At 68.1% G+C, this 25,419-nt stretch carries 29 protein-coding genes; 24 read left to right on the top strand and 5 right to left on the bottom strand.

Annotation, left to right across the window (positions count from 1 at the left end):
- Positions 1 to 12 precede the first annotated feature (12 nt).
- The 10 genes from G6N60_RS02870 (at position 13) to G6N60_RS02825 (ending at position 11,639) form a co-directional block, all read left to right on the top strand.
- Complete coding sequence (locus G6N60_RS02870) at positions 13 to 849, top strand: mycofactocin-coupled SDR family oxidoreductase (RefSeq protein WP_163732284.1); 837 nt, start codon at positions 13 to 15, stop codon at positions 847 to 849.
- A gap of 32 nt (positions 850 to 881) precedes the next feature.
- Entirely contained in the window at positions 882 to 1,853 is a 972-nt protein-coding gene (locus G6N60_RS02865; RefSeq protein WP_163732282.1) for an enoyl-CoA hydratase/isomerase family protein, read from the top strand.
- 5 nt (positions 1,854 to 1,858) lie between these two features.
- Complete coding sequence (locus G6N60_RS02860; protein ID WP_163743357.1) at positions 1,859 to 4,231, top strand: CaiB/BaiF CoA transferase family protein; 2,373 nt, start codon at positions 1,859 to 1,861, stop codon at positions 4,229 to 4,231.
- A 17-nt stretch (positions 4,232 to 4,248) separates the two neighbouring features.
- Positions 4,249 to 5,010, top strand: coding sequence for an SDR family NAD(P)-dependent oxidoreductase (locus tag G6N60_RS02855; protein WP_163732279.1), 762 nt, complete (start codon positions 4,249 to 4,251; stop codon positions 5,008 to 5,010).
- Positions 5,007 to 6,305, top strand: a complete 1,299-nt coding sequence (locus G6N60_RS02850) for a hypothetical protein (RefSeq protein ID WP_163743355.1) — start codon at positions 5,007 to 5,009, stop codon at positions 6,303 to 6,305. Before G6N60_RS02855 ends, G6N60_RS02850 begins: the two co-directional genes overlap by 4 nt.
- A gap of 46 nt (positions 6,306 to 6,351) precedes the next feature.
- Positions 6,352 to 7,557: a cytochrome P450 gene (locus G6N60_RS02845; RefSeq protein WP_163732276.1), complete on the top strand. Its 1,206-nt coding sequence runs from the start codon at positions 6,352 to 6,354 to the stop codon at positions 7,555 to 7,557.
- On the top strand, positions 7,554 to 8,459 hold the full coding sequence (locus G6N60_RS02840) for an alpha/beta fold hydrolase (protein ID WP_246240248.1): 906 nt from the start codon (positions 7,554 to 7,556) through the stop codon (positions 8,457 to 8,459). The genes G6N60_RS02845 and G6N60_RS02840 overlap by 4 nt, the downstream gene beginning before the upstream one ends.
- A gap of 42 nt (positions 8,460 to 8,501) precedes the next feature.
- A complete protein-coding gene (locus G6N60_RS02835; protein ID WP_163732271.1) occupies positions 8,502 to 9,788 on the top strand; it encodes a hypothetical protein in 1,287 nt (428 codons plus the stop codon).
- 151 nt (positions 9,789 to 9,939) lie between these two features.
- A complete protein-coding gene (locus G6N60_RS02830) occupies positions 9,940 to 10,686 on the top strand; it encodes an MBL fold metallo-hydrolase (protein WP_163732268.1) in 747 nt (248 codons plus the stop codon).
- Positions 10,687 to 10,910: 224 nt separating this feature from the next.
- Positions 10,911 to 11,639, top strand: a complete 729-nt coding sequence (locus G6N60_RS02825) for a GAF and ANTAR domain-containing protein (RefSeq protein WP_179969629.1) — start codon at positions 10,911 to 10,913, stop codon at positions 11,637 to 11,639.
- Positions 11,640 to 11,669: 30 nt separating this feature from the next.
- On the opposite strand, the gene G6N60_RS02820 is transcribed toward G6N60_RS02825, so the two are convergent.
- Positions 11,670 to 11,963, bottom strand: coding sequence for a hypothetical protein (locus G6N60_RS02820; RefSeq protein WP_163732265.1), 294 nt, complete (start codon positions 11,961 to 11,963; stop codon positions 11,670 to 11,672).
- 100 nt (positions 11,964 to 12,063) lie between these two features.
- On the opposite strand from G6N60_RS02820, the gene G6N60_RS02815 reads away from it, so the two are divergent.
- The 3 genes from G6N60_RS02815 to G6N60_RS02805 all read left to right on the top strand — a co-directional run bounded on the left by G6N60_RS02815 (position 12,064) and on the right by G6N60_RS02805 (position 14,553).
- Entirely contained in the window at positions 12,064 to 12,459 is a 396-nt protein-coding gene (locus G6N60_RS02815; RefSeq protein ID WP_163732263.1) for a hypothetical protein, read from the top strand.
- Between the two features lie 348 nt (positions 12,460 to 12,807).
- A complete protein-coding gene (locus G6N60_RS02810) occupies positions 12,808 to 14,211 on the top strand; it encodes an ammonium transporter (RefSeq protein ID WP_163732260.1) in 1,404 nt (467 codons plus the stop codon).
- Between the two features lie 3 nt (positions 14,212 to 14,214).
- Entirely contained in the window at positions 14,215 to 14,553 is a 339-nt protein-coding gene (locus G6N60_RS02805; protein WP_163732257.1) for a P-II family nitrogen regulator, read from the top strand.
- 33 nt (positions 14,554 to 14,586) lie between these two features.
- On the opposite strand, the gene G6N60_RS02800 is transcribed toward G6N60_RS02805, so the two are convergent.
- Both G6N60_RS02800 and G6N60_RS02795 read right to left on the bottom strand, forming a co-directional pair.
- Complete coding sequence (locus G6N60_RS02800; protein ID WP_163732254.1) at positions 14,587 to 15,501, bottom strand: NAD(P)H-dependent flavin oxidoreductase; 915 nt, start codon at positions 15,499 to 15,501, stop codon at positions 14,587 to 14,589.
- Between the two features lie 66 nt (positions 15,502 to 15,567).
- On the bottom strand, positions 15,568 to 16,470 hold the full coding sequence (locus tag G6N60_RS02795) for an AraC family transcriptional regulator (protein ID WP_163732250.1): 903 nt from the start codon (positions 16,468 to 16,470) through the stop codon (positions 15,568 to 15,570).
- A 129-nt stretch (positions 16,471 to 16,599) separates the two neighbouring features.
- Between G6N60_RS02795 and G6N60_RS02790 the strand changes: the two genes are divergently transcribed.
- The 3 genes from G6N60_RS02790 (at position 16,600) to lysE (ending at position 18,160) form a co-directional block, all read left to right on the top strand.
- Positions 16,600 to 16,737: a hypothetical protein gene (locus tag G6N60_RS02790; RefSeq protein WP_163732248.1), complete on the top strand. Its 138-nt coding sequence runs from the start codon at positions 16,600 to 16,602 to the stop codon at positions 16,735 to 16,737.
- Between the two features lie 39 nt (positions 16,738 to 16,776).
- A complete protein-coding gene (locus tag G6N60_RS02785) occupies positions 16,777 to 17,478 on the top strand; it encodes an alpha/beta fold hydrolase (protein ID WP_220100359.1) in 702 nt (233 codons plus the stop codon).
- 82 nt (positions 17,479 to 17,560) lie between these two features.
- Positions 17,561 to 18,160, top strand: a complete 600-nt coding sequence (gene lysE / locus G6N60_RS02780) for an L-lysine exporter (RefSeq protein ID WP_163732244.1) — start codon at positions 17,561 to 17,563, stop codon at positions 18,158 to 18,160.
- Between the two features lie 13 nt (positions 18,161 to 18,173).
- Here the strand turns inward: lysE and G6N60_RS02775 are convergent, their stop codons facing one another.
- Both G6N60_RS02775 and G6N60_RS02770 read right to left on the bottom strand, forming a co-directional pair.
- A complete protein-coding gene (locus tag G6N60_RS02775) occupies positions 18,174 to 18,425 on the bottom strand; it encodes a hypothetical protein (protein ID WP_163732241.1) in 252 nt (83 codons plus the stop codon).
- Between the two features lie 47 nt (positions 18,426 to 18,472).
- On the bottom strand, positions 18,473 to 18,682 hold the full coding sequence (locus G6N60_RS02770) for a deoxyribodipyrimidine photolyase (protein ID WP_246240245.1): 210 nt from the start codon (positions 18,680 to 18,682) through the stop codon (positions 18,473 to 18,475).
- 152 nt (positions 18,683 to 18,834) lie between these two features.
- Here G6N60_RS02770 and G6N60_RS02765 point away from each other — a divergent pair, with 152 nt between their 5' ends.
- The 8 genes from G6N60_RS02765 (at position 18,835) to G6N60_RS02730 (ending at position 25,417) form a co-directional block, all read left to right on the top strand.
- Entirely contained in the window at positions 18,835 to 19,815 is a 981-nt protein-coding gene (locus G6N60_RS02765) for an ABC transporter substrate-binding protein (protein WP_163732235.1), read from the top strand.
- A 12-nt stretch (positions 19,816 to 19,827) separates the two neighbouring features.
- Entirely contained in the window at positions 19,828 to 20,529 is a 702-nt protein-coding gene (locus G6N60_RS02760; protein ID WP_179969628.1) for a queuosine precursor transporter, read from the top strand.
- A gap of 1 nt (position 20,530) precedes the next feature.
- Positions 20,531 to 21,169, top strand: coding sequence for a 5-oxoprolinase subunit B family protein (locus tag G6N60_RS02755; protein ID WP_246240243.1), 639 nt, complete (start codon positions 20,531 to 20,533; stop codon positions 21,167 to 21,169).
- A gap of 3 nt (positions 21,170 to 21,172) precedes the next feature.
- The gene (locus tag G6N60_RS02750) at positions 21,173 to 22,060 is read left to right on the top strand and encodes a 5-oxoprolinase/urea amidolyase family protein (RefSeq protein ID WP_163732230.1); all 888 of its coding nucleotides are present in this window, start codon (positions 21,173 to 21,175) and stop codon (positions 22,058 to 22,060) included.
- Between the two features lie 18 nt (positions 22,061 to 22,078).
- On the top strand, positions 22,079 to 22,624 hold the full coding sequence (locus G6N60_RS02745) for a GNAT family N-acetyltransferase (protein ID WP_246240240.1): 546 nt from the start codon (positions 22,079 to 22,081) through the stop codon (positions 22,622 to 22,624).
- A 107-nt stretch (positions 22,625 to 22,731) separates the two neighbouring features.
- Entirely contained in the window at positions 22,732 to 23,871 is a 1,140-nt protein-coding gene (locus tag G6N60_RS02740; RefSeq protein ID WP_163732228.1) for a uroporphyrinogen-III synthase, read from the top strand.
- A complete protein-coding gene (locus G6N60_RS02735; RefSeq protein ID WP_163732225.1) occupies positions 23,868 to 24,563 on the top strand; it encodes a sirohydrochlorin chelatase in 696 nt (231 codons plus the stop codon). The genes G6N60_RS02740 and G6N60_RS02735 overlap by 4 nt, the downstream gene beginning before the upstream one ends.
- A gap of 17 nt (positions 24,564 to 24,580) precedes the next feature.
- Complete coding sequence (locus G6N60_RS02730) at positions 24,581 to 25,417, top strand: hypothetical protein (protein WP_163732222.1); 837 nt, start codon at positions 24,581 to 24,583, stop codon at positions 25,415 to 25,417.
- Positions 25,418 to 25,419: the final 2 nt, after the last annotated feature.

Genomic DNA, 25,419 nt, shown 5'->3' with positions numbered 1-25,419 from the left:
ATCGAGGCAGCAGTGGCTGGTCGGGTAGAGGGCAAAGTCGCCTTCATCACGGGAGCGGCGCGCGGCCAGGGCCGCAGCCACGCGGTCCGGTTGGCGCAGGAGGGCGCCGACATCATCGCGATCGACGTCTGCCGGGCCATTCCCGACGTGGTCTACCCGCCATCGACTCCAGCCGACCTCGCTGAAACGGCCTCTCTCGTCCTAGGACTCGGTCGGCGGATCGTCACCGCCGAGGCCGACGTACGCGACTCCGACGCCGTGACGGCCGCCGTCGAGGACGGCGTGCGACAGCTGGGGCGACTGGACATCGTCGTCGCCAATGCGGGCATCGGCAATGCGGGCAACCGGTTGCACAAGCTCGGCGAGCACGTCTGGCAGGACATGATCGACATCAACCTGACCGGCGTGTGGAAGTCGGTGAAGGCGGCCGTCCCGCACGTGATCGCCGGTGGCCGAGGCGGATCCATCGTCCTGACGAGCTCGGTGGGTGGCATGAAGGCCTTCCCCCACACGGGCCACTACATCGCCGCCAAGCACGGCGTGGTCGGGTTGATGCGCACCTTCGCCGTCGAACTGGGCCAGCACATGATCCGGGTCAACTCCGTGCACCCGACTCAGGTCAACACGCCGATGGCGATGAACGACGCCACCTTCCGGCTGTTCGCCCCGCACGAGGAGCATCCCGGTCCCGAGCACTTCGCGCCGGTGTCCCAGATGATGCACACGCTTCCGGTGCCGTGGATCGAACCCGAGGACGTCAGCAACGCGGTGCTCTTCCTCGCCAGTGACGAATCCCGTTACGTCACAGGCGTTCAGCTTCCGATAGACCTGGGCGCACTGCTCAAGTAAGACAGCTCCACCAACCAATGATGAGGAGAACAATGCCTGAGTTCGACTACGAAGAGATGAAGAAGGAAGCAGCGCAGTACATTCGGTTCGAGAAGGACCGCGCCAACCGCATTGCCTACATCACCTTCGATCGTCCCGACTCCCAGAATGCGACCAGCCTGGGGATGCGACAGCTCTACGCCGACATCATCCACAAGTGCAACATCGACGACGACGTCAAGGTCGTCGTGATCCGCGGCGAGGGCAACGACTTCGGCAGTGGCGGTGACCTTCCCGAACAGCGCGGCATGATCGAGAACCCGGGCATGCCGCTGCCGCACGAGGTGGCGATCAACGACGACGACGTCAAGTACCCGCCCGGTGGGTCCTACCGCTACCTGTCGACGGTGACGGACTTCTACGCCAAGGCACCGGCAGGCAACCGGCCGCTGCAGGAATTGCGCAAGGTCAGCATCATCGAGGCCAAGGGCTACTGCTACGGCTGGCACTTCTACCAGGCGGGTGACGCCGACCTGGTGATCTCCTCCGACGACGCCCTGTTCGGACACCCGGCGTTCCGCTACGTGGGCTGGGGCCCGCGGCTCTGGTGGTGGGCCGAGACCATGGGGCTGCGCAAGTTCTCCGAAATGCTGTTCACCGGGCGGCCCTTCAGCGCCAAGGAGATGTACGACTGCGGATTCGTCAACAGCGTCGTGCCGCGCGAGGACCTGGAGGCCGAGACCCTGAAGTATGCGATGGCCTGTTCCAAGTCGCGACCCACCGACACCGTCGCCGTGCAGAAGACCTTCCTGGAGATCTACAAGCAGCACAAGGGCGAGTACATGGGCAGCCTGCTCACCGGCATGGTCGAAGGCATGTTGCCCATGATCACCAACGACGTGGAGAACACGGTCGACCTGACCGCGGGAACCTTCGACAAGGGGTTGAACAACGTGGTCAAGGACAACGACATGAACTTCCCACCCGAGTGGCGCCTGAGCCGTTCGGGTCGCAGCAAGCCCTGACGACGGTGTCGGCGCTACGCGGCCTTCGAGTCATCGAGACGGCAGAGTCCCCGGCCGGTGAGTACTGCGGGAAACTGCTCGCCGACTTCGGCGCCGACGTCGTCAAGGTCGAACGCCCGGGGGTCGGGAGTCCGACCCGATCGATGCATCCATTGATCGGGTCGGGTCCCGAGCCCGAGAACAGCGGGCTCTTCGCCTACCTCAACACCAACAAGAGGTCGGTGGTGTGCGACCCGAGCACCGAGGCCGGTGCCGGCCTGCTGCACGGGCTGATCGCCGGCGCCCATGCCGTGGTGGACGATCACGACCCCACCTGGCTGGTCGGCGTGGGGCTCTCGCCGGGCGACGTCGAGCGGCGCTACCCCGAGTTGGTGGTGTGCTCGATCACCCCCTACGGCCATCACGCTCCGCCCCAGACGTGGAACGCCCAGAGCCTGAATGTCTTTCACGCCAGCGGTTGGGGATTCCACACGCCGAGCCACGCCGATCCCAGTACGGCGCCACTGAAGGGGCCGGGACGGTTCCTCGTCGACTACGAGGCCGGACTCGACGCCGCCCTCTGCGTCGTCGCCTGCCTGTACGGGCTGTTGCACGGCAGGCCGGGACGGTTCGTCGACGTGTCCGAACAAGCGGTCATGGCCTCCCGGTCCGACTGCGTCACAGGCCGATTCGTCACCGGGGAGATCACGCCGGAGGGCAGCAGGGAGGACTACGACCAGCAGGGGCCGGCATCGTTCTTCCCCTGCGCCGACGGCTACGTCTACCTGTACGTCACCAGCACCAGCCACTGGCGAGCGCTCAAGGACCTGCTCGGCCATCCGGCGTGGCTGGACGGGTTCGACGACGACTGGCTGGAGTTCTCCGTCACCCGGGAGAAGGTGGCACGGTTCCACGACGGCTTCGCGCGGTGGGTCTCCGACGAGGAGCGCGTCGCCGTCTCCGAGCGGGCGCAACGCATCGGGGTGCCGCTCGTTCCCGTCAACGACGCCTCCGACCTCCCCGAGTCGGCGCAATACCGTCACCGCGGCTTCTTCCGCGAGGTGCACCACCCGGTGCTCGGCACCGTTCGACATCCCACCGTTCCCTACCTCCTGAGCGCCTCACCGGCCGTGATCACCAGTGCCGCACCGGCTCTCGGCGAGCACACCGATGACCCCGCGTGGCTGGGCGACCGACCGACGGTCGTCGCCACTCAGCACAGACGCCCGGGCCGATCGCGCGGCGGCCCACTGGCCGGAATCCGCGTCGTCGAGCTGACGAAGGTCTGGGCCGGCCCCTATGCGGGGAAGCTGCTGGCTTTCCTCGGGGCCGAGGTGATCAAGGTCGAGACGTCGACGCGACCCGAGGAGATGCGCGCCTACGGGGGCACCGACGTCGACCACGCCCCCTTCTTCCTGTCCATCAACCCCGAGATCCTCAGCGTCGACCTCGACATCAAGACCCCGGCGGGTATGGACCAACTGCGCGCGCTGATCGCCGAGAGCGACGTCGTCGTCAACAATCTGCGGCCCGGAGCGATGGAGCGCCAAGGCCTCGGTCATCCCGACCTCGCCGCGATCAGACCCGACATCATCTCGGTGTCGATCAAGATGTGGGGCAACGACGGACCGCTGGGCTACCAAACCGGCTACGCACCGTGTTTCGCAGCGCTGTCGGGTCTCGCGGCGCTGGTCGGGCATCCCGGCGGCGGTCCGCTCGGCACCAGCATGCGCTACGGCGATTCGACGGTGGGCGCGGCCGCCGCCTTCGCCGCGCTGGCTGCGCTGGTGCACCGCGAGACCACCGGTGAGGGGCAATTCGTCGATCTGTCGGCCGTCGAGACGCTGTCGAGCATGGCCGGCGACAGCCTCGTCGAGCACGCCCTCACCGGGCGGCCCATGCAGCCGGACGGCAATCGACACCCGGACATGGCCCCGCACGGTTGCTATCCCTGTCGTGACGGCACCTGGCTCAGCCTCGCCGTCGTCGACGACGAGCAATGGCGGCGGCTGTGCCAAACTCTTTCGGCACCAGGGCAATTGGCATCGGCGTACGGCACGCGGACCGTTCGCCTCGCGGGTGCCGACGCGCTGGACGACGAGCTGGCCGCCCTCACCCGCGACCGCGACGTCGACGATCTGGTGCAACGGCTGCGCGCAGCTGGAGTTCCAGCGGCCAAGAGTGCCACCGCCCTCGACGTCATCGCCGACGACATGCTCTGGGCCCGAGAGTGTTTCCGCTTCGTCAGTGATCACGTGGAGGGTCTGCGCCCGGTGCTTGGCGCGTCGTGGCGGATGTCGACCGACAACGCCACGATCGAGAACGGGGCGCCCAATCTCGGAGAGCACGACGGGTACGTGTTCGGTGACGTCCTCGGCGCCCCATCCAGGTCGAACTAGGGGAGGTCGCCGCAGCGATGGAAGCACTCTCGGGAACGGTCGCCGTCGTGACCGGTGCCAGCAGCGGCATCGGCGCCGCCACCGCGGTGACGTTGGCGGCGCGTGGCGCGACGGTGGCACTGCTCGCCCGGCGCGTGGATCGACTCGAGCACGTGGCGGCCACCGTCACGGCCAACGGTGGCCGCGCGCTGGCGGTTCCCGCGGACGTCGCCGATGCCGACTCCGTCCGCGCCGCCATAGATCGCATCGTCGCCGAACTCGGCCGACTCGACATCCTGGTGAACAACGCAGGGCTGATGCGCATGGGTCGGGCCGTCGAAGCGCCCCTGTCCGACTGGGAGGCGCTGGTCTCGGTCAACGTCCTTGGGACGCTGTACGCCACGCGCGCGGCCCTCCCGCATCTGATCACCGCAGCCTCCGACTCTGCCCGCGGCGTCGCGGACGTCGTGACCGTCAGCTCGACGGCAGGACGCGTGGCGCGACCCGGCACCGCCGTCTACTCCCTGACGAAGTTTGGCATCAACGCCTTCACCGAAGGACTGCGTCAGGAGGTGCTGGGCTCACGCGTGCGGGTCGGCATCGTCGCTCCCGGCACCGTCGACACCGAGATCAGCGACGGCCTGCGGCCCGAATACCGCGAGGCCTTCGAACGCCAGACGGCCGACATGGTGAAGCTGCGCTCCGAGGACGTCGCCGACGCGGTCGCCTACATGGTGACTCGCGATCGCCGGGTCGCCGTCAACGACATCCTCATTCGCGCGGCGGAGCAGACGTGGTGATCGAGGACTGGGTCACCGGTCGAGAGCACGGGGTGGCGTTTCCGGCGCATCCGGGCGCGCTGCAGTGCGGCGATTCTCGGTCCCTCACCGCGATGTCCCTCACCACGATGTTCCGTGCGTCCGGAGCCCTGGGTCGCCATGGCGAGGTCGTGCGCGTGCACCGGTGCGACGAGACATCCGGGGGCAGCACGGGAAGGAAGCTCGTGCTCGACGTCGAATACGACGCCGCTTGCGCATCGGGGCTGCCGAGTGCGCTCTTCGTGAAGTTCTCCCGGGACTTCGACGACCCGCTGCGCGACCGGGGCCGCACGCAGATGGACGCCGAGGTGCGGTTCGCGGGCCTGTCCTCGACGCCGGGCTTCCCGATCGCCGTGCCGAGGGTCCTGTTCGCCGACTACGACGACGCCACCGGCACCGGCATCCTCGTCACGGAACGAATCACGTTCGACGCCAACGGTATCGAGCCGCACTACCCCAAGTGCCTCGACGACGAGATGCCCGATCCCGTCGGGCACTACCGAGCCCTGCTCACGGCACTCGGCAGGCTGGCGGGAACGGCACGTTCCGGCGCCATGCCCGACGAGCTCGTCGCACGGTTTCCCGTCGATCTGCGTGCCGCCGCGCTCGGGGAGCCGATGCCGCTCACCGCAGATCGGTTGTCCCGGCGCATCTCTCGTCTCGCCGAGTTCGTCGAGGCCTACCCCCGTCTGCTGCCCGCCAACGTCGGCAACCGCCGCTTCGTCGCTCGCATGGGCAGTCAGGCCCACGAGGTGATGTGCCAGGAGTCCGCCATCTGGAACCACCTCGCGACGACGACCGATTACCTCGCTCTGTGTCATTGGAACGCCAACGTCGACAACGCCTGGTTCTGGCGCGGGCCCGACGGCGCGCTCCGGTGCGGGCTGATGGACTGGGGGTGCGTCAGCCAGATGAACGTCGCCATGGCCGTGTGGGGGTGCCTCTCGGGCGCCGAGACCGCCACGTGGGATGGTCATCTCGACGAACTGCTGCAGCTGCTGGTCACCGAGGTCGCCGAATCCGGCGGCCCGCGGCTCGATCCCGCGACGCTCCTGTCCCACCTGCAGCTCTACGTCGCACTCATGGGCGTCACGTGGCTCCTCGACGTGCCGGCACTGGTCAGGCGCAGGCTCCCGGATACGGGACCCGGGGTGACGCCCGACGACCCCCGGATCCGGGGTGACGAAGGCGTTCGAGCACCGCTCCTCATGCTGACCAACGTCCTGAACCTCTGGGAGACCAGACCACTCGACGACGCCCTCGACGCTCTGCGATGACACTCCACCAGCACGGCAGCCCCCGTCCCAGAAAGGCACGACGCTCATGACCATCGACACCAGCAGCGACGTTCGGTACGACCCCTACGACGTCGAGCTCAACCGCGACCCGCATCCGATGTTCGCCCGGATTCGCGAAGAAGCACCGCTGTACTACAACGCCCAGCACGACTTCTACGCGCTGAGCCGCTACGACGACGTCGACGCCGCCCTGCTCGATCACGAGACCTTCAGCTCGGCCCGCGGAGCCATCCTGGAGATCATCAAGGCGGACATGGAGATTCCCTCGGGCACCCTCATCTTCGAAGACCCTCCGATTCACAACATCCATCGCAAGCTCCTGTCGCGGATCTTCACCCCGCGCAAGGTCGGCGCGCTCGAACCGAAGATTCGCGAGTTCACGGCGCGATGCCTGGATCCCCTGGTGGGCACGGGGCGGTTCGACTTCGTCGCCGATCTCGGCAGCCAGATGCCGATGCGCGTCATCGGGATGCTGCTCGGCATCCCCGAGGCCGATCAGTCGAACGTCATCGAACACGGCGACTCGACGCTGCGCACCGAGCGCGGCGGGAAGATGACCGAGAACCCGAACGGCGCCATCGCCACCGGCGAGGTGTTCGCCGAGTTCATCGATTGGCGCGCAGAGCATCCCGCGGACGACATCATGACCGAGCTGCTGACCGCCGAATTCGCCGACGAGACCGGGGCGACCCGGCGCCTCGGCCGCGACGAACTCCTGCTCTACCTCCAGGTGATCGCCACGGCCGGGGCCGAGACGACCACCCGTTTGATCGGCTGGGCCGGCAAGCTACTCGCCGAGCATCCCGACCAGCGCCGAGACATGGTCGCCAACCGCACGTTGCTTCCCGCCGCCGTCGAAGAACTCATCCGCTACGAGCCGCCGGCGATCCACATCAGCCGCTACGTCACACGGGACGTCGAGTACTACGGCCAGACCGTGCCCGCGGGCAGCGCGATGGTGACGCTGGTGGCCGCCGCCAACCGCGATCCACGCCGATTCGGTTCCGATGCACACGAATTCAACGTCCACCGGCCCATTCGACAGCACCTGGGCTTCGGCGTCGGCACCCACTTCTGCCTGGGGAACGCGTTGGCCCGGATGGAGGGACGCATCGCGCTCGACGAGATCCTGGACCGGTTCCCCGAGTGGGAGGTCGACCTCACCCACGCCGAGATCAGCCCGACGTCGACCGTGCGTGGATGGGAGTCCATGCCCGCCGTACTCCCGTGACCAACACCGTCGGTCCGAGACTCCGCCGCGATGAGCGCACCGTCGTCGTCGACGGCGGTGACGTCGTCTACGAAATCCTCGGCGACACCGGTGAACTCGTCGTGCTCACCCCGGGCGGCCGATTCTCCAAGGACGTGCCCGGTCTACGACCACTGGCCGAGGCCCTCGTCGCCGGTGGCTTCCGCGTGCTGCTGTGGGACCGGCCCAACTGCGGCAAGTCGGCGGTCCAGTTCTACGGCGCCTCGGAATCCCACATGAGGGCCGAGACGCTGCGCGCGCTGCTGACGTCGCTCGACACGGGACCGGTCATCCTGGCCGGCGGGTCCGGCGGCGCACGGGATTCCATGCTGACCGCCATCCTGTACCCCGAGTTTGTCACCAGGCTCGTCCTGTGGAACATCGTCGGCGGCGTGTACGGCACCTTCATCCTCGGTCACGTCTACTCGCTGCCGTCGATCGAGGCGGTGCGATTCCAGGGCATCGAGGGTCTGCTGTCGATCGCGGAATGGCAGGAGCGCATCGCCGACAATCCCGCCAACCGACGGCGGTTACTCGATTGGGACGCCGCCGAGTTCCTGGCCGTCATGATGCGGTGGCTGAAAGCGTTCGTCGTGAAGCCTGGGCAGACGATTCCCGGTGTCGACGACGGCATGTTCGATCGCATCGCGGTCCCGACCCTCATCATCCGCGGCGGCAGCGGGGATCTGAACCATCCGAAACGCACGTCGCTGGAGGTGAGTTGCCTGATCCGTGGATCGGAGGTCATCGACCCCCCGTGGCCGGAGGACGCCTGGGAGCGCGCATCGCAGGCGCGTGCGCAGGGAAAGGCCAAGGGCTTCAACATGTTCGACACGTGGGTGCAGGCAGCACCGGCGATCCTCGACTTCCTCACCCGCACCTAGCCGGTGCAGAGGAGGTACGCGAGACGAGAGGGCGGAGCGCGGATGGGCGTCGTCGACTGGGTCACGGGCGACACGACCGGGATGGGCATCCCCGCACACGTCGGCGCCCTGGGGACACGGCCGGAAGCGTTCCTCACCGAGGCGTTCCGTGCCTCCGGGGCACTGAGCGCGGACAATGCGGTCACCGCCGTCACCCGCTTCGACGAGCTCTCGGTCGGCGGGACCGGAAGCAAGCTGATCCTGTCGGTGACCTACGCCCATGCCGAGGGGGCGCCGCCGCGCGACCTGTTCGTCAAGTTCTCGCGGGACTTCAGCGATCCGTTGCGCGACGGCTCACGGTACATGCTCGACGCGGAGGTCCGGCTGGCCCTGCTCTCCCGCGGCCCGAACTTTCCCATCGCCGTGCCCCGGTGCGCATTCGCCGACTATCACGGTGAAACGGGCACCGGTGTCCTGATCACCGAGCGCATCCATTACGGCAGCGACGGCATCGAGCCGCACTACGCGAAGTGTCGGGACGACGAACTCCCCGATCAGCTCGATCACTACCGGGCTGTGATCACGGCGCTCGCGCGATTGTCCGGCAGTCACCGAGGCGGATCGTTGCCCGAGCGCACCGGCGCGCTCTTTCCCTTCGATCCCGTCGAAGCCGGCGCGGCCGACCGATTCCCCTACACGGCACGGCAATTGCAGAATCGCGTGGCGCGCTACGGTGTCTTCGCCGAGCGATATCCACGACTGCTACCGGACACCATCACGACTCCGGAATTCATCGGTTCGTGGGCCGAGGACGTCGTGCTCTTCTCCGAGAACGAGGGCCGAATACAGGACTTCCTGCAGGGTGCACCCGACCTCGTCGCGCTCTGTCACTGGAACGCGAACATCGACAATGCCTGGTTCTGGCGCAATGGAGACGGCGTGCGCGAATGCGGTTTGCTCGACTGGGGACGCGTCGGTCAGATGAACGTCGCGCGCGCCCTCTACGGCGCGCTCAGCGGCGCGGGTCCCGCCTTCTGGCGCGAGCACGCGACCGACCTGGTGGAGTCGTTCGCCGCGGAGTATCACCGCTGCGGCGGCCCCGAGGTCGACGCGGTCGAACTGCGGACCCATCTGGACATGGTCACCGCGACCATGGGACTCGCCTACCTGATGGATGCACCACCTCTCATACAGCTGGAGCTGCCCGACCTCGACGACGTGACGGGTCCCACCGACCCCCGCCTGACCTCGAACGAGAACGCACGGGTGCTGCTGCACATGATGACGATGTTCCTCAATCAATGGCAGACAAGGGATTTCGGCACGATGCTGCGTGACGTACTCGGCTGAATCCGCTTCGGCGCGGGTCGGCGATCGATCCGTGACGCCGTGGCCAGAACTTGGCACTATTTGTCCATCTGGCCACTAGCGCTCGCGGCGTCGCCGGCGCACAGTGGAGGGACATCGCCGAGAACCGTTGACCTGTAAGGAGTTGCGTCCCGTGAGAACGACGATCGTCAAGATTCCGGTCCTCGGCGACCACCTCGTCAACACGTACCTATTGATCGGACGACGCCCCATCCTCGTCGACTGCGGCATCCCGAGCAGCGGCGACCGCATCTGGAAGGGCATCACCGACGCCGGCGTCGATCCCACCGATCTCGAGATGATCATCGTCACCCACGGCCACGTCGACCACTTCGGGGCTGCCACGGAACTTCACAATCGCACCGGCGCTCCGGTCGCCGCGCACCAGGCCGACCTGGCGACGTATCTGGCCGGGCACTCCGATCGCACCCAGCGCCAGCCCATCGGCGTCTTCGGACACGTCTTCTCCCGCACTCCGCCGCCGAACGAAGTCACCCGGCCGCTGCACCCCGACATCGTCTTGACCGGCGAATATTCACTTCGACCGCACGGCGTCGACGGCCGCATCATCCACACCCCGGGACACACTCCAGGGTCGGTGTCGGTGCTGTTGGACCAGGGCGACCTGATCGCGGGTGACATGTTGACCGGCGGCTTCCTGGGTCTGCTGCAGTATCGCCCGTCCAATCCCCCCTTCCACGACGATCCCGAGCTGGCGCTCGACAGCTTGCAGGCCGCACTGAACCTCGGACCCCACACCCTGCACCTCGGTCACGGCGGCCCCATGCCCAGCGCCGACGTCCAGCGCTGGCTCGACCGTCAGCGCAGTCGCAGACGCCGATCGCCGAGGCCGCGCCAGCCAGCGCGGAACGGGTCGTGACCTAGCCGCGAAATTCGTTGCGAGGCAACGGCTCTGGTTGCCGAGGCGGGTGAGGCGTCGACCCGCGGGATGAAACCGGTCACCGCTGCCATGGGGTGGCCGGTATCGGGGCTGTCCGATCGGCACCTCTCGGGGCCCGCCCGTGCCATACTTCGTTGCGTCGACGTTCGTCGGCGCGCATGCGGCCTCGAGCGCTGAGCCCGCCCAGTCTGGGAGCGGGTGCCATGGCGGCGAATGAGGACGACGCGAGCGACCAACTCGTCGACATGATGGTGGAGTTGGCGAAGGCGTTCCCCCGCGGGGGCGAACACGACCTCGACGACACGCTCGGTGCGGTGGTGCAGGTCGCGACGGATCTGATCGACCGGGTGGCCCATGCCAGCGTGCTGTTGGTCGACGAACACGGCTTTCGCTCGGTGGCACCGTCGGACGAGGTCGCCACCGAACTCGACCGACTCCAGATCGCCTTCGGCGAGGGGCCGTGCGTCCAAGCCGCCACCGAGGACCCCATCGTCGTCTGTTCCGACCTGCGTGACGAGCCGCGCTTCCCGCAGTTCGCCGCCGCTGCGGTCGATCGCGGCGTGCTCAGCATGCTGGCCTGCCAGCTCTACACCCACCCCGGCGGCGGCGCCGGGGCGCTGAACCTGTTCGCCGCGACCCCGTCGGCGTTCCCCGCAGCCGGTCAGAGCGTGGCCGCGATGCTGGCCACCCACGCCGCGACCGCGCTCACCGCGCGGGACGCTCACGGCCAGTTCACCTCGGCGCTGGCCAGCCGCGATCGCATCGCCCAGGCCAAGGGCATCATCATGGAACGGTTTCAGCTCGACGCCGTCGCCGCATTCGACATGCTGCGAAAGCTGTCGCAAGACCTCAACACACCGTTGCGGCAGATTGCCGCCCGGGTGATCGACACCATCAACGGGCCGACCGGTACGGCAGCCCGTCAAGGGTGACGGTCGAGGCGTGCGACAGCCCTCGTCCAGCTAGATGCAGAACGGACCGAGGCAAAGGCCGCCGTTGGGCTCCCAGCCGCCGTTCCACCCGCCCGGAATGGGTCCGCCAGGCGGCGGAGGCGGCGGAGGCGGTGCCCACCCAACGGGTCCGGGGCCACCCCAGCCGGGTCCGGGAGGAGGTGGCGGTGGCGGCGGATGTCCCCAATCCGCGGGAACCGGTGCCATGCCAGGTGCGGCGCTTGCCGTGGCCGCACTCAGCCCGAGCCCGCCTGCGGCCAGGCCGCCGGCGATGGCGATGCTTGCGATCAGCTTCCTCGCGCTCATGTCTTGATCCCTTCCTGATCGGTTCGGACTCTGATGACTCGATCTTGGCCGACGATCTTCGGCGCCAGCTGTGCAGCGCCTCAGCGTGCGCTATTGATCGGTGGGGCGGGAGCTGCTGGTCGAGAGATGCCTACTATCGACCCATCGCGCTGATCGAACGAAGGAGCCGTCGACGGCCACCCAGGGCAAGACTCCGCCGACCGGACCTCTGACGGCCGGCGAGCGGCGCGGCGTGTTGATCGCCGCGACGGTCATCGTGACCGTCTTCGCGGTGGCCGCAGTCGTCTGGGCGATCTTCGGTGGTCGGTCGAATTCGCAACGCCCAGCGGAGAACTGCGTGACGGTGGCGATGGCCAGTTCGATGGGCGGCGGGGTGGAGCATGCGTGCGGACGGGCTGCGCACGACTGGTGTCAGGCCGCCTACGCCCACGGCGACGTTCATGCGCGGGCGGTACAGGTGCAGTGTCGGCGCGCCGGCATCGCGCCGGAGTCGTGATCGGTCACTCGACGGTTCGACGGGTTGGCGTCGTCGGCGAAACCCCGGTCGTCAACGAATGATGACGGTCCGCAGTCGGGTGGCGTCTTGAGAGCGGCGTGCGGTGTCACCCCCACGTCCGATAGCAACGGTAGGCATCGGTACGCTCGAACCGGCGGCCAACCCCCGGCTTGGAGTCGGGTGCGGGACGGCTGGTAACTCGCCGTTGGTATGCTGCCGTTCCACCGTGCGATCGCTCGTATTTGATTGGGAAACAAGAACTTAACGCTGACTAATACGCGCGAAACGCGGCGAGCGTAATTACTTGGGCCATTCGTTTCCGTCCTTCGGCGACCAAAGGGGCCCGCTATGAATCCGTATCCCGACTGGCTCAGCCCCGGTGACAACGCCTGGCAGATGGTGGCGGCCACGCTGGTCGGACTGATGAGCCTGCCGGGCATCGCCGTGCTGTACGCCGGTCTCGTGCAGAAGAAGTGGGCGGTCAACACCATGTTGATGGCGTTCACCGGATTCTCCCTCGTGCTGGTGGTGTGGGTGCTGTGGGGTTTCAAGATGGGCTTCGGCGATCCGCTCAAGCTGGGCCCGGGCATCCTGCAATCCGCGGTGGGCAAGCCACGGTCGATCGTGGGCACCGACAATCAGCACCAAGCGGTGATCCCACTGCTCGACGGAGCGATGCCCAGCTTCAAGTTCTCCGAAAGTACCTTGGCCTACTTCCAATTCGTCTTCGCCGCGATCACCCCGCTGCTCTTCCTGGGCAGTGTCATCGGCCGCATCAACTTCAAGGTGTGGCTGATCTTCGTGCCGTTGTGGTCGACGTTCGCCTACTGCGTGAACGCCTTCCTGGTCTGGGGAGGTGGGTTCTGGGCGCAGGCGCACACCGGGGTCAGCAGCCTGTTCAGCACCGGCGTTCTCGATTACTCCGGCGGGTACGTCATCCACTTGGCAGCGGGCACAACGGGTTTCGTCGCAGCCTGGGTGATCGGCCCGCGACTGGCCCGTGACCGCGAGCGCGCGGTGCCCAACAACCTGCCGATGGCTGCGGTCGGGGCGGGCGTGCTGTGGTTGGGCTGGAACGGCTTCAACGGCGGTGACCCCTACTTCTCGGGCGCCAACGCCTCGCTCGCGGTACTGAACACCAACGTGGCCACCGCGGTCGCGCTGCTGACGTGGGTGATCTGGGACATCTTCGCCAGTCGGGAACGCAAGCCCACCTTCCTCGGCGCGGTCAACGGCATGATCGTCGGTCTGGTCGGGATCACGCCGGCGGCGGGCTACGTCAACACCTTTGGCGCGATGATCATCGGCGTGGTGGCGTCCTCGCTGGTGTGGATGTCATGGAACTGGCTCGGCCGGACCCGACTGTTCAGCAAGGTCGACGACACCCTCGGCGTGGTCCACACCCACGGTGTGGCCGGGTTGGTCGGCGGACTGCTGGTGGGTGTGCTCGCCGACCCGAACGTCGTCATCTATCTCGGCAACGGCAAGGACGTCAGCGACGTCACCGCGTCCGGATGGCTGTGGGGTCACCACCCCGCGCAGATCCTCGTGCAGCTCTGCGCTGCCCTGACGATCATCGTGTGGGACGCGCTGATCACCATCGCGATCCTCAAGTTCCTCGGCCTGTTCATGAAACTCCGTGTGTCCGACGAGGTTCAAGAAGAAGGCGACATCGCCGTGCACCAGGAAGAGGCCTACCCGGAGGAGTCGCTCATCGGCGGCCGGGTGGTGACCGAAAGCGCAAAGGCGTGACCAATGAAACTGATAACTGCCATCGTCAAACCGTTCACCATCGATGACATCCGCGCGGCCGTCGACACCGCAGGCGTCCATGGACTGACGTTCAGTGAGGCCCAAGGCTATGGACGGCAGAAGGGGCACACCGAGGTCTACCGGGGTGCTGAGTACGCCGTCGACTTCGTTCCCAAGGCGCGTGTCGACGTGGTGGTCGACGACGATCACGTCGACGCCGTCATCGACGCCATCGTCGGGGCGGCGCGCACCGGCAAGATCGGCGACGGCAAGGTGTGGGTGACCGCGATCGAGACCCTCGTCCGGGTGCGTACCGGCGAGAAGGGCATCGACGCGCTCTAGGACGGGTGGCCGCGGCGCATGCTACCCAGCGCGTTAGACGTGAGTGCGCGCCACGTCGAGCGCAGCCTCGATGCCGCTCCACGTCTCGCGAACGATGTCGGCGACCGGCAACAGCTCATCGATCCGTGACGACACCTGACCGGTGTTGGCGACACTGGCCGTCATGTCGCCGCCGAAGTACAGGTCGGTGATCCTGCCAAGGAGCCGCGCCCCAGACTCGTGCGCCGCGACGTCGGCAGCCAACCCGACGCGCAGAACCCGCATCGTCGGGTTGCCCGGCAGCTCGAGAAGCACCGTGTCGGTGTCGCATGCCGCGACGATCGCGTCCTTGACGTTGTCATGCACGCGGGCTTCTCGACTCGCCAGCATTCGGGTGCCCATCTGTACCCCCTCCGCTCCGAGGACGACCGCCGCCGCCGCCGAGCGGGCATCGCACATGCCGCCGGCCGCGATGATCGGCAGGTGCACCGATCCCGCGACGAGCGGGAGCAGCACCATCGTCGACGCGCTCAGGGCCGACTTGAACCCTCCGCCCTCGACCCCTTCGACCACGAGTGCATCGACGCCGGCGTCGACGGCCTTCATCGCCGCCCGAAGTGACCCGACGACGTGCACGACGGTCATGCCGGCGTCGTGCAGGCGCCCGGTGAACAATGCCGGATCGCCGGCCGAGGTGAAGACGTGGCGCACCCCGGCCTCCGCCAGGGTGTCGACGATCGACGGGTCCTTCTTCCACCCTTGAATCATCAGGTTCGCCGCGACGGGCTTGTCGGTGAGTTCACGCACGCCAACCAGATCGGCTCGGCCCTGATCGGTGAGGGTCTCGATCATGCCGAGGCCGCCGGCTTCGGACACGGCGGCGGCGAGGTGGGCCCGCGCGATGTAGGTCATCGGCGCTTGAACGACCGGATAGTCGATGCCGAACAGGGCCTGAATGCGGTTGGGCACGCCTTCTCCTCGCGGGGTCATTCACGACTCGGGGGCCGCGAATGTCGTTGGCAACAGCGGCATCTCTCATTGGACTCGGCGCCATCGGCCCGGACTGATCCCGGTCCACGCGGTGAAGCTGCGCGTGAAATGGCTTTGGTCGCAATAGCCGCACCCGAGTGCAATCTCGGCTAGTGACGCCTCGCTCTCCCGGAGAAGAGTCTTTGCGCGTTCGATGCGCTGCCGGATCAGCCATTGGTGTGGGCTCTCACCTACGGTGCGTCGGAAGGCCCTGCTGAACTGAGACGTGGACAGGCCGCATTCACGTGCGAGGTCCGCGAGCCGCAGCTTACCTGAAAGGTCTTCTGACATGAGCTCTTTGGCCCATCTTTCCTGCCGCGACGTCAGACCAGCGACCTTGGGCCGGGAACGGGGGGCCAGTGCACCGTAGGTCGAGGCGACGTGATGACCGACGGCGAGCATGTAGTGATCGATGAAGAGCTGGTTGAGGTGCGATGGCGCTGCGAAGTGAGGAATCAGGGCTTCGGCAGTGTGTCGGAGGAATGCGTCCGCGTGGCTGACGGCGGGCCGATAGTGGAGTTCGTCGATCCGCGGAGCCTCGGCCTCGTCGGCGATGGCGTGGAGCGCGCTGACCGGCACGTAGAAGTGCACGGAATGGAACGCGCTGTTCAAGTGAAAGGTGGGCTTGCGCTTCACGTCGTAGACGATGGTGTCGCCAGGGTGCAGCGTAGAGATTGGGGCCGCTTTGCCGTCTTCCCAGTATTCGTAACGCTCGAACAGTTCGAGGTGCACGGCGAGGAGGAAGGCATCCTCTTCGATGGGCGGCGTCGACAGCACGAACTCCGGATGGTCGTAGCGCAGTTCGGTCACCGCGATGGTGGACTTCGGGAGCGCCCGCGTGGCGAAGGAACGTGCTCGGGCATTGAGTCGCCGGCCAAACGACTCGCCGTAACTGTCACTGAGGGACATCCGCCGTCTCCGGATTGCCGTGGGTGTTGATCGAGTCCGCTACCGGCCCCGTACGCGTTCGTTGGCTGATTCGTACAACTCCTGGTCGTTTCGTCCAAGACGCTACCGGGATCTCAGGAGATAGTCGCGGTGTCCGTGACCCTGCCCCCGGCAGACGCCCATCGCTCCGACGCCGTACGTGACCGCTCCGCAGAACTCTGCGCCCGCGGACTCCACACCCGCGGCGAGCTCCACTCGAACTTCGGCAACCACATCGCCGAGCTGTAGACGACCATCCGAAGATCAACCAGCACAGGGAGATTCATCATGACCGGCCCCACCGTCGTCCTCGTCCACGGTGCCTTCGCCGACGCCTCCGGGTACGCGGGCGTCATCACCGAACTGCGATCCTCGGGTCATACCGTCTTCGCACCCGCCAATCCCCTGCGCAGTCTCACCTCGGATGCCAACACCCTCAAGGAATTCGTCGCGGCCATCGACGGACCGGTCGTCCTGGTCGGTCACTCCTATGGCGGCGCGGTCATCACCCAGGCCTCCGCCGCCCTGGACAACGTGGTGGGCCTGGTCTACCTCGCGGCGTTCGGACTCGACGTCGGCGAGAGCTGCCAGACCGTGCAGGAGCCGTTCCCGGGCACCCTGCTGGGAAAGAACATCGCCTTCACCACCTACGACGCGGTGGGAGCGCCCGGCGGCCCCGACGTGTACGTGGCGAAGGACTTCCACGAGACGTTCTGCGCCGACCTCGATGACACCACCTCCGCGGTCATGGAAGCGACGCAACGCTTCCTCAGCGCCGCCGCCTACACCGAGACGTTGACCGCGGCGGGCTGGAAGACGATCCCCAGCTGGTTCCTCGTCTCAGAACACGACAACTCGATCCACCCCGACGCCGAACGATTCATGGCCGAGCGGATGCAGGCGACGACGCACGCAATCGACGGCTCGCACGTCGCGTTCATCGCGAAGCCGAAGGACGTCGCGGAATTCATCAGACTGGCCCTCGCCTGACGAGGGCCCCGTATTAGCTCACCTAATGGCGCCGAAGAATCCTTAGCTGTACTGAAGCAAGCCCCGACCCTAGCGTCGAGGCGTGCACTCCCCCGTCGTCCTCGGATTCCTGGCCTCCCTGACGCTGATCGCCGCGATCGGCGCGCAGAACGCCTTCGTGCTGCGTCAGGGCATCCGCGGCGAACACGTCCTCGCGGTGGTGACCGTCTGCACCGTGTCGGACGTCGTGCTGATCGCGGCCGGGATCGCGGGCATCGGCGCGCTCGTCACCGCGCACCCCGCGGCCCTGACCGTCGCCCGGTTCGGGGGTGCCGCCTTCCTCGTCGGCTACGGACTGCTCGCCGCCCGACGCGCGTGGCGGCCGGCCACGCTGACCCCGTCGGACGATGGCCCCGCGAGACTGACCCAGGTCTTGGTGACGTGTGCTGCCCTGACCTTTCTCAACCCGCACGTCTACCTGGACACCGTCGTCCTGCTCGGGGCGCTCGCCAACGAACACCGCGACGGGCGTTGGCTCTTCGGCATCGGCGCGGTGACGGCGAGTGCGGTGTGGTTCACCGGCCTCGGGTTCGGCGCCCGCCGCGTGGCCGGACTGTTCGCGACGCCGCTCACCTGGCGCGTGCTCGACGCCGTCATCGCGAGCACGATGATCGGGTTGGGCGTCTCGCTCGCCGTGTCCTAGCGTGGCCCGCTCGTCACGGGCCGAGGACCACGCCGAGTCCGCCGTCGAGGTAGCACGCGGTGCCGGAGCAGAACGATCCGTAGGAGCCCAGCGTGCCGCGACTCGGGGGCGCCGCGTGGGTACCGCGGACGTCGCCCTGCGCGCACACCACGGTGCCGCTGGAGTCGTTGCATGCGGCGGCCGCCGAGGGCGCCCCGACGAGGCCGGCGACGGCACCGAGCACGGCGACGGACAGCGATAGAACCACTCGCCATGGTCGTCGCATCGTCGGCCTCCTCGGTGCCACCTCCAGTGTGCACCCGTGGGGGCGGGTCAACTCTTCTTGCTGGGAATCACGATGACGACGATGAGCGTGATGATGCTGAAGAACAGTCCGAGAATGCCCCAGCCGATCGCGCTGCGGCCCTTGGTGCCGGCGATCACCGCGCAGATGATCGCGGCGATGACGCTGCCGATCGCGACGAAGATGCCCTTGATCCCGCGGAGGATGAACCCGGCCGCCTGAACGTTGTCCGAAGCCATGAGTACGACGTTGTGTAGCACGGCGGCCACCTCCACGGTGAGGATCGATCCGGCGACGTTCGCCGAAGCATGTGGGTACCCCGGCTGCCGCGATCGAATCCGACCCGCCGCATTGCGTGGGCGCGACGTCGGTCAGCGATTACGCTCGGCGCGTGCCATCACACTGGTCCCGACGGAGTTTCCTCGCCATGACCGCCGGACTCGCCCTGGCCACCGCGGCCTGCGGATCCCAGAAGCAGGGAGCAGTTGCCAGTGACGGCTCCGTCACCATCACCCACGCCTTCGGCGAGACCAAGATCCCGGCGGCGCCCAAGCGCGTCGTCAGCGCCGGGTTCACCGAGCAGGACGACCTGCTCGCTCTCGGCGTCGTCCCGATCGCGATCACCGACTGGTTCGGCGCCGAACCCTTCGGCACCTGGCCGTGGGCGTTGCCCAAGCTCGGGACCGCGCAACCCGCCGTGCTCAACCAGGTCAACGGCATCCAGGTCGATCAGATCGCCGCGCTCAAACCCGATCTCATCGTCGCCATCAACGCGGGTCTCGATCAGGACACCTACACCAAGCTGTCCGCCATCGCCCCGACCATCGCGCAGTCGGGCCAGGACGCGTTCTTCGAGCCGTGGAAGGACCAGGCGAACACCATCGGCCAGGCGGTGTTCAAGTCCGACGACATGACCAAGCTCGTCGCCGCCGTCGACGCGAAGTTCACCGACGTCGGGAAGAACCAGTCCTCGTTCAAGGACAAGAGGGTCGCGATCCTGAGCGCGACGACCTACCAGGATCAGTACGACCTGACCCCGCCCGGATGGCGCACGGAGTTCCTCACCCAGATGGGCTGCAAGGACCCCGACGGCATCGATTCCTACGTCAAGGACGACCGCGCGCAGGTGCCCAAGGACAAGCTGGCCTCGGTGCTCGACGGCGCGGACGTCGTGGTCTGGAAGACCGAGAGCGACGAGCAGCAGGCCGCCCTGATCGCCGATCCGACGTTCGCTGCGCTGGCGTCGACCAAGAACGGCAAGAACGTCTTCACGGGCAAGGACCTCGCCGGCGCGCTGGCGTTCACCTCGGTGCTGTCCTACCCCGTGGTCGCCGACCAGTTACCGCCCATGATCGCGCGCGTGCTCACCTGAGAAGATGACCGGGTGACCAGCGAAACGTTCGACGCACGCGAAAAGCCGCAGCAGCCCACAGCATTCGCACAGGTGGGTTCGCGCTTCTATCCGGTGCTCGTCGCGGTGTTCACGGCGCTGGTCATCATCTCCAACGTCACGGCCACCAAGGGCGTGGCGTTCGGGCCGATCATCACCGACGGCGGCTTCATCGTCTTCCCGTTGACCTACGTCATCGGCGACGTGCTGTCGGAGGTCTACGGATTCAAGGCGGCCCGCCGCGCGATCCTGCTCGGCTTCGCCATGAACATCCTTGCGGCGTCGGCGTTTTGGGTCACGATCTATCTGCCCGCCGCCGACTTCTACGAGAACGAGGCCGCGTTCGAGAACGTGGTGCACGCCTACACGCAGCTGATCATCGCGGGCCTGGCCGGCTTCATCGTCGGGCAGACCATCAATGCGTGGGTCGTCGTGGCGATCAAGGAGCGCACCAAGGAGAAGCACCTGTGGGCGCGCCTCGTCGGCTCGACGTTCGCCGGTCAGTTGGGTGACACCCTGGTGTTCTGCAGCATCGCCGCAGGGGCCATCGGCATCAACACCTTTCACGACTTCGCGGTCTACACGGCTCAGGGCTGGCTCTACAAGACCGCGGTCGAGGTGGTCATGCTGCCCATCACCTACCGCGTGATCGCCTACATCAAGCGCAAGGAGCCGACCTACGAGCCGGCCGTGTGACGTGACCGACGCGATACCCATCGCCGCGGTGCACGACTACGGGGACCGCGCACTGCTGCTGGAGTTCGCCAACACCGACGCGGTATTGGCCTGGTGCGACGCGGTCCGCGCGGCCGCGCTGCCCGCCGTCGTCGACGTGGTGCCCGCGTCGCGCACGGTGCTGGTGGAGCTGACGGACCCGGTTCGCCAAGCCGCGACCCGGGCGCACCTGGAGCGGCTCCGGGTGCCGAGGGGGACGGTCGCGGCCGCGGGCGCGCACGCCGACGTGACCATCGACGTCGTCTACGACGGTGCGGATCTCGACGATGTCGCCCGGTTGACGGGCCTGTCCGCCGAACAGGTCGTCGACGCCCACACCGCGGCTCCGCTGCGGGTCGGCTTCGCCGGCTTCGCCCCCGGCTTCGCGTACCTCATCGGTGGGGACCGGCGCCTGCACGTGCCGCGCCGGGCCGAGCCCCGCACCAGGGTGCCCGCCGGATCCGTCGGTCTGGCCGGGGAATTCAGCGGTGTCTACCCGCGCGAGACGCCGGGCGGCTGGCAGTTGATCGGGCACACCGACGCGGTGCTGTGGGACGTCGAGCGCGACCCGCCCGCGCTCCTCGTCCCCGGCACGTGGGTGCGATTCCGGGCGATCGGCTAGCCGATGGTGACCCTCGAGATCCTGACGACCGGTCCGCTCGCCCTCTTGGAGGACCTGGGTCGACCCGGGCTGGCGCACCTGGGCGTGACCCGTTCCGGGGCCGCCGACCGGAGTTCGCACGCACTGGCCAACCGGCTGGTGGCCAATCCGCCCGGGCACGCGACGGTCGAGGTGACGCTCGGCGGATTCTCGGCGCGCGTGCATGGCGGAGACGTCGCCATCGCCGTCACCGGCGCCGACGCCAGGCCGTCACTGGACCGAAAGCCGTTCGGGCCCAACAGTGTTCATTACGCCCGCGATGGCCAGGTGATCGCACTGGGCACTCCGCTGCTCGGACTGCGGAGCTACCTGGCCGTCCGCGGCGGCATCGCTGCGGAGCCGACGCTCCGATCGCGCAGCCACGACGTGCTCTCGACCCTCGGGCCGCCCCCGCTGACCCCCGGTGACGTCCTGACCATCGGCGAGCATCCCGACGACTTCCCCGAGCTCGACCAGGCGCCGGTCGCGCCGATCGGCGGCGACGCGGTCGAGGTGGCGGTCGTGCCGGGTCCGCGCGACGGCTGGTTCACCGATCCCGACGCGCTGGTCCGCACCGACTGGGTCGCCTCCGACCGCAGCGATCGCGTCGGGATGCGGCTGACGGGCGTCGCCCTCGAATCCCGCTGGCCGGACCGGCAACTCCCGAGCGAGGGCGCCGTCCGCGGGGCAATTCAGGTGCCGCCCAACGGGTTACCGGTCATCCTCGGCCCCGACCATCCCGTCACGGGCGGCTATCCGGTGATCGGCGTCGTCGTGGATCGCGACGTCGACCGGACGGCTCAGGTGCGGCCCGGGCAGCGGGTGCGGTTGCACTGGGCGCGGCCGCCGCGTCCTGCTCCGCCCGGCGGGTGATCCTGGTAGGAACGAGGTGTGCTGCACACCGCGCGTCTGGTCCACACCTCCGACCTCGACGCCGAGACCCGCGAGGACGCCCGCCGGATGCTGGTCGACGCGTTCCGGGGCGGCGAGTCCGCGTTCCTCGACAGCGACTGGGAGCACGCGCTCGGCGGCATGCACGCCCTCATCTGCGTGCGCGGCGCGCTGGTCGCGCACGGCGCCGTCGTCCAACGACGGGTGTTGCACCGGGGCGCCGCGCTGCGCTGCGGGTACGTCGAGGCCGTCGCCGTCCGGGAGGACTGGCGCGGGCAGGGTCTCGCCACCGCGGTGATGGACGGTCTGGAACAGGTGCTGCGCGGCGCCTATCAGCTGGGCGCGCTGTGTTCGTCGGAGGCGGGGAGAAGCCTCTACGCCGCGCGCGGGTGGATGCCGTGGCAGGGTGCGACGTCGGTGCTCGGCCCGTCCGGCGTCACCCCGACACCCGAGTACGACGCGATGATCTTCGCGTTGCCCGTGCACGCGGACCTCGACCCCACCGCCGAAATCACCTGCGACTTCCGCGACGGCGACGTCTGGTGAGCGACTCACCACCGGATCCGGACCGGGGTGGGTCGACGACCGGCCGCGAGACGACTGGGCAACCGCGGGGTAACCGCGATGAAACACCTCGACCCTTCACTGGGGGCATGGCCGATCCCGAATGGGCGCCGCTGACGGGATTCCGGGTGGCGGTGACCTCCGCTCGTCGTGCCGAGGAGCTGAGCACGCTGCTCACCCGTCGCGGGGCGACCGTCACCAGCGCCGCCGCGATCACCATGGTGCCGCTGCCCGACGACGACGAACTGCACCGCCACACCGAGGCCCTGATCGCCACCCCGCCCGACGTCGTCGTCGCGACCACGGGGATCGGACTGCGCGGCTGGATCGCCGCCGCCGACGGCTGGGGACTGGCCGCCGACCTGACGGCCGCGTTGGGCAAGGCGCGCATCGTGTCTCGCGGGCCCAAGGCCACCGGCGCACTGCGCGCGGCCGGGCTGCCCGAGGAGTGGTCACCGGAGTCGGAGTCCTCCCGCGAGGTGCTGCAGTACCTGCGCGAGGGTGGCATCGCCGGCCTGCGGATCGCCGTCCAGCTGCACGGAGCGACCGCGGACTGGGATCCCTTCCCGGAGTTCGTCGACGAGTTGCGCGCGGCGGGTGCCGACGTCGTGCCGATCCACGTCTACCGCTGGCATTCCGCACCCCGCGGCGGCGCGTTCGACGCCCTCGTCGGCGCCATCGCCGAGCACCGGTTCGACGCCGTCAGCTTCACGTCGGCGCCCGCCGTGGCGTCGGTGCTGATGCGCGCGGCCGAACTGGGAATCGAGGACCAGGTGCTGGCGGCGCTGCGCACCGACGTGCACGCGATGTGCGTCGGTCCGGTGACCGCTCGTCCGCTGGTGCGGCTCGGGGTGCCGACGTCCGCGCCGGAGCGGATGCGTCTCGGCGCCCTCGCGCGCCACATCACCGACGAGCTGCCGCTGCTGCAGGCCAGGACCGTCGCGGTGGCCGGCCACGTGCTGGAGGTCCGCGGCACGTGCGTCATGGTCGACGGCGAAGTCAAGGAGCTGCCACCGGCGGCCATGGCGATCATCCGGGCGCTCGCTCACCGACCGGGGTACGTGGTGTCGCGCGGTGAGCTGCTCAAGGCGTTGCCCGGCGGTGGCACCGACACCCACGCCGTCGAGACGGCCGTGCTGAGGCTGCGAACGGCGTTGGGCGACAAGAACATCGTGTCGACGGTCGTGAAGCGGGGTTACCGCCTCGCGGTCGACGACGGCGTCGCGTGAACCCGGTGCTCGTCGCCCACGGCACCCGCAGGGCCGAGGGCGTGGCGATGGTCGCCGACCTCGCCGACCGGGTCGGCAGCCAGCTGGGCACGCGCGTGCGGACCGCGTTCGTCGACGTGCTCGGTCCGACGCCCGCCGAGGTGCTGTCGGCACTGCCCGCCGGACCGGCCGTCGTCGTACCCGCCTTCCTGGCCGGCGGTTATCACGTGCACGTCGACATTCCGGCGTTCGTCGCCGCCAGCGGGCATCCCGACGTCACGGTGACCGAAGCGCTCGGGCCGTCTCAGCACCTCGTCAGGGTGGTCCTGGATCGACTCGTCGAATCCGGTTGGCGCCGTGACGATTCGGTCATCCTGGCGGCGGCTGGCACCTCCGACGCCCGCGCCCTGCGCGACCTGCGGGTCACCGCGGCGATGACCTCGGCCGCGCTGGGCAGCCGGGTGGAGCTGGCCTTCGCCGCCACCAACGAGCCGCGAGTCCGCGACGCGGTCGCCGCGCTGCGGGCCGCCGGTGCCCGTCGCGTGGTCGTCGCGTCATACCTGTTGGCGGACGGCCTGTTTCAGGATCGGCTGCGCGCGGCCGGGGCGGACGTGGTGACCGCCCCGCTCATCGCGCACCCCGGTGTCGCCCACCTCGTCGCGAACCGGTTTCGGCGGGCGTTCGTCGATGGGCGGGTTCGGCACCCCTGCTGAGGGGGGACGATGGAACGATGACGGACACCGCGGTCGCCGACACCTACCGATATCTGCGCGGCGGCATGCCCGTCATGATCGTCGCGCTGGCGGCGGGCGTGCTGATCGAACGTCTGCACGCCAGATGCTGGCAGACCTCGATCAGCGCCTACTACTTCACCTCGGCGCACGGCGTCTTCATCGCCGCGCTGTGCGTCATCGGCGCTCTGCTCATCGTCTACAAGGGCAGCAACGACACCGAGGACGTGCTGCTGAACCTGGCGGGCATCCTCGCGTTCGTCGTGGCGATGGTGCCCACGACGCGGCCGGTGCTGCTGTGCGGCAGTACGGATCTGGCGGTGGACGACCCGGCCGCGCTGCGCAACGTCTGGGCCATCGTCATCGCCCTGGGCGTCTCGCGCGCGGCATCCTGGATCATGTACCGCAGGACCGGAACCGGGCGGCGGCGCAGCAGTCTGGGCGTGGCGGCGACCTGGCTGCAGCGGGCGCTCTTCGCAGTGGGCATCGCCGCACTGGTGCTGACGCCGCAGTGGTTTCGCACCCATGCGCACGGCATCGCGGCGATCGCGATGTTCGCCGCGATCATCCTGACCGTTGGCATCACCGCCTTCGTCGCATCCGACCGCAGGCGTTATCAGCTGATCTACCAAGGCATTTCGGTGGCCATGGTGCTGACGTTGGTCGCCGTGGTCTGCCTGCACGAGCTCCTCGACGGGTTCAACCACGCGGTGATCGTGGTCGAGACGGCCCTCATCGCGGAGTTCGCCGCCTACTGGATCGTGCAGACCGTCGAGCTGTGGGGCACCGTGACACGGCCCACCGTCGGCGAGGGTCGCCTCCACCGGGCCCTCTAGAC

It is taken from the genome of Mycolicibacterium madagascariense, assembly GCF_010729665.1.
GTDB lineage: Bacteria > Actinomycetota > Actinomycetes > Mycobacteriales > Mycobacteriaceae > Mycobacterium > Mycobacterium madagascariense.
This window is presented reverse-complemented; position numbering and strand designations above follow the sequence as displayed.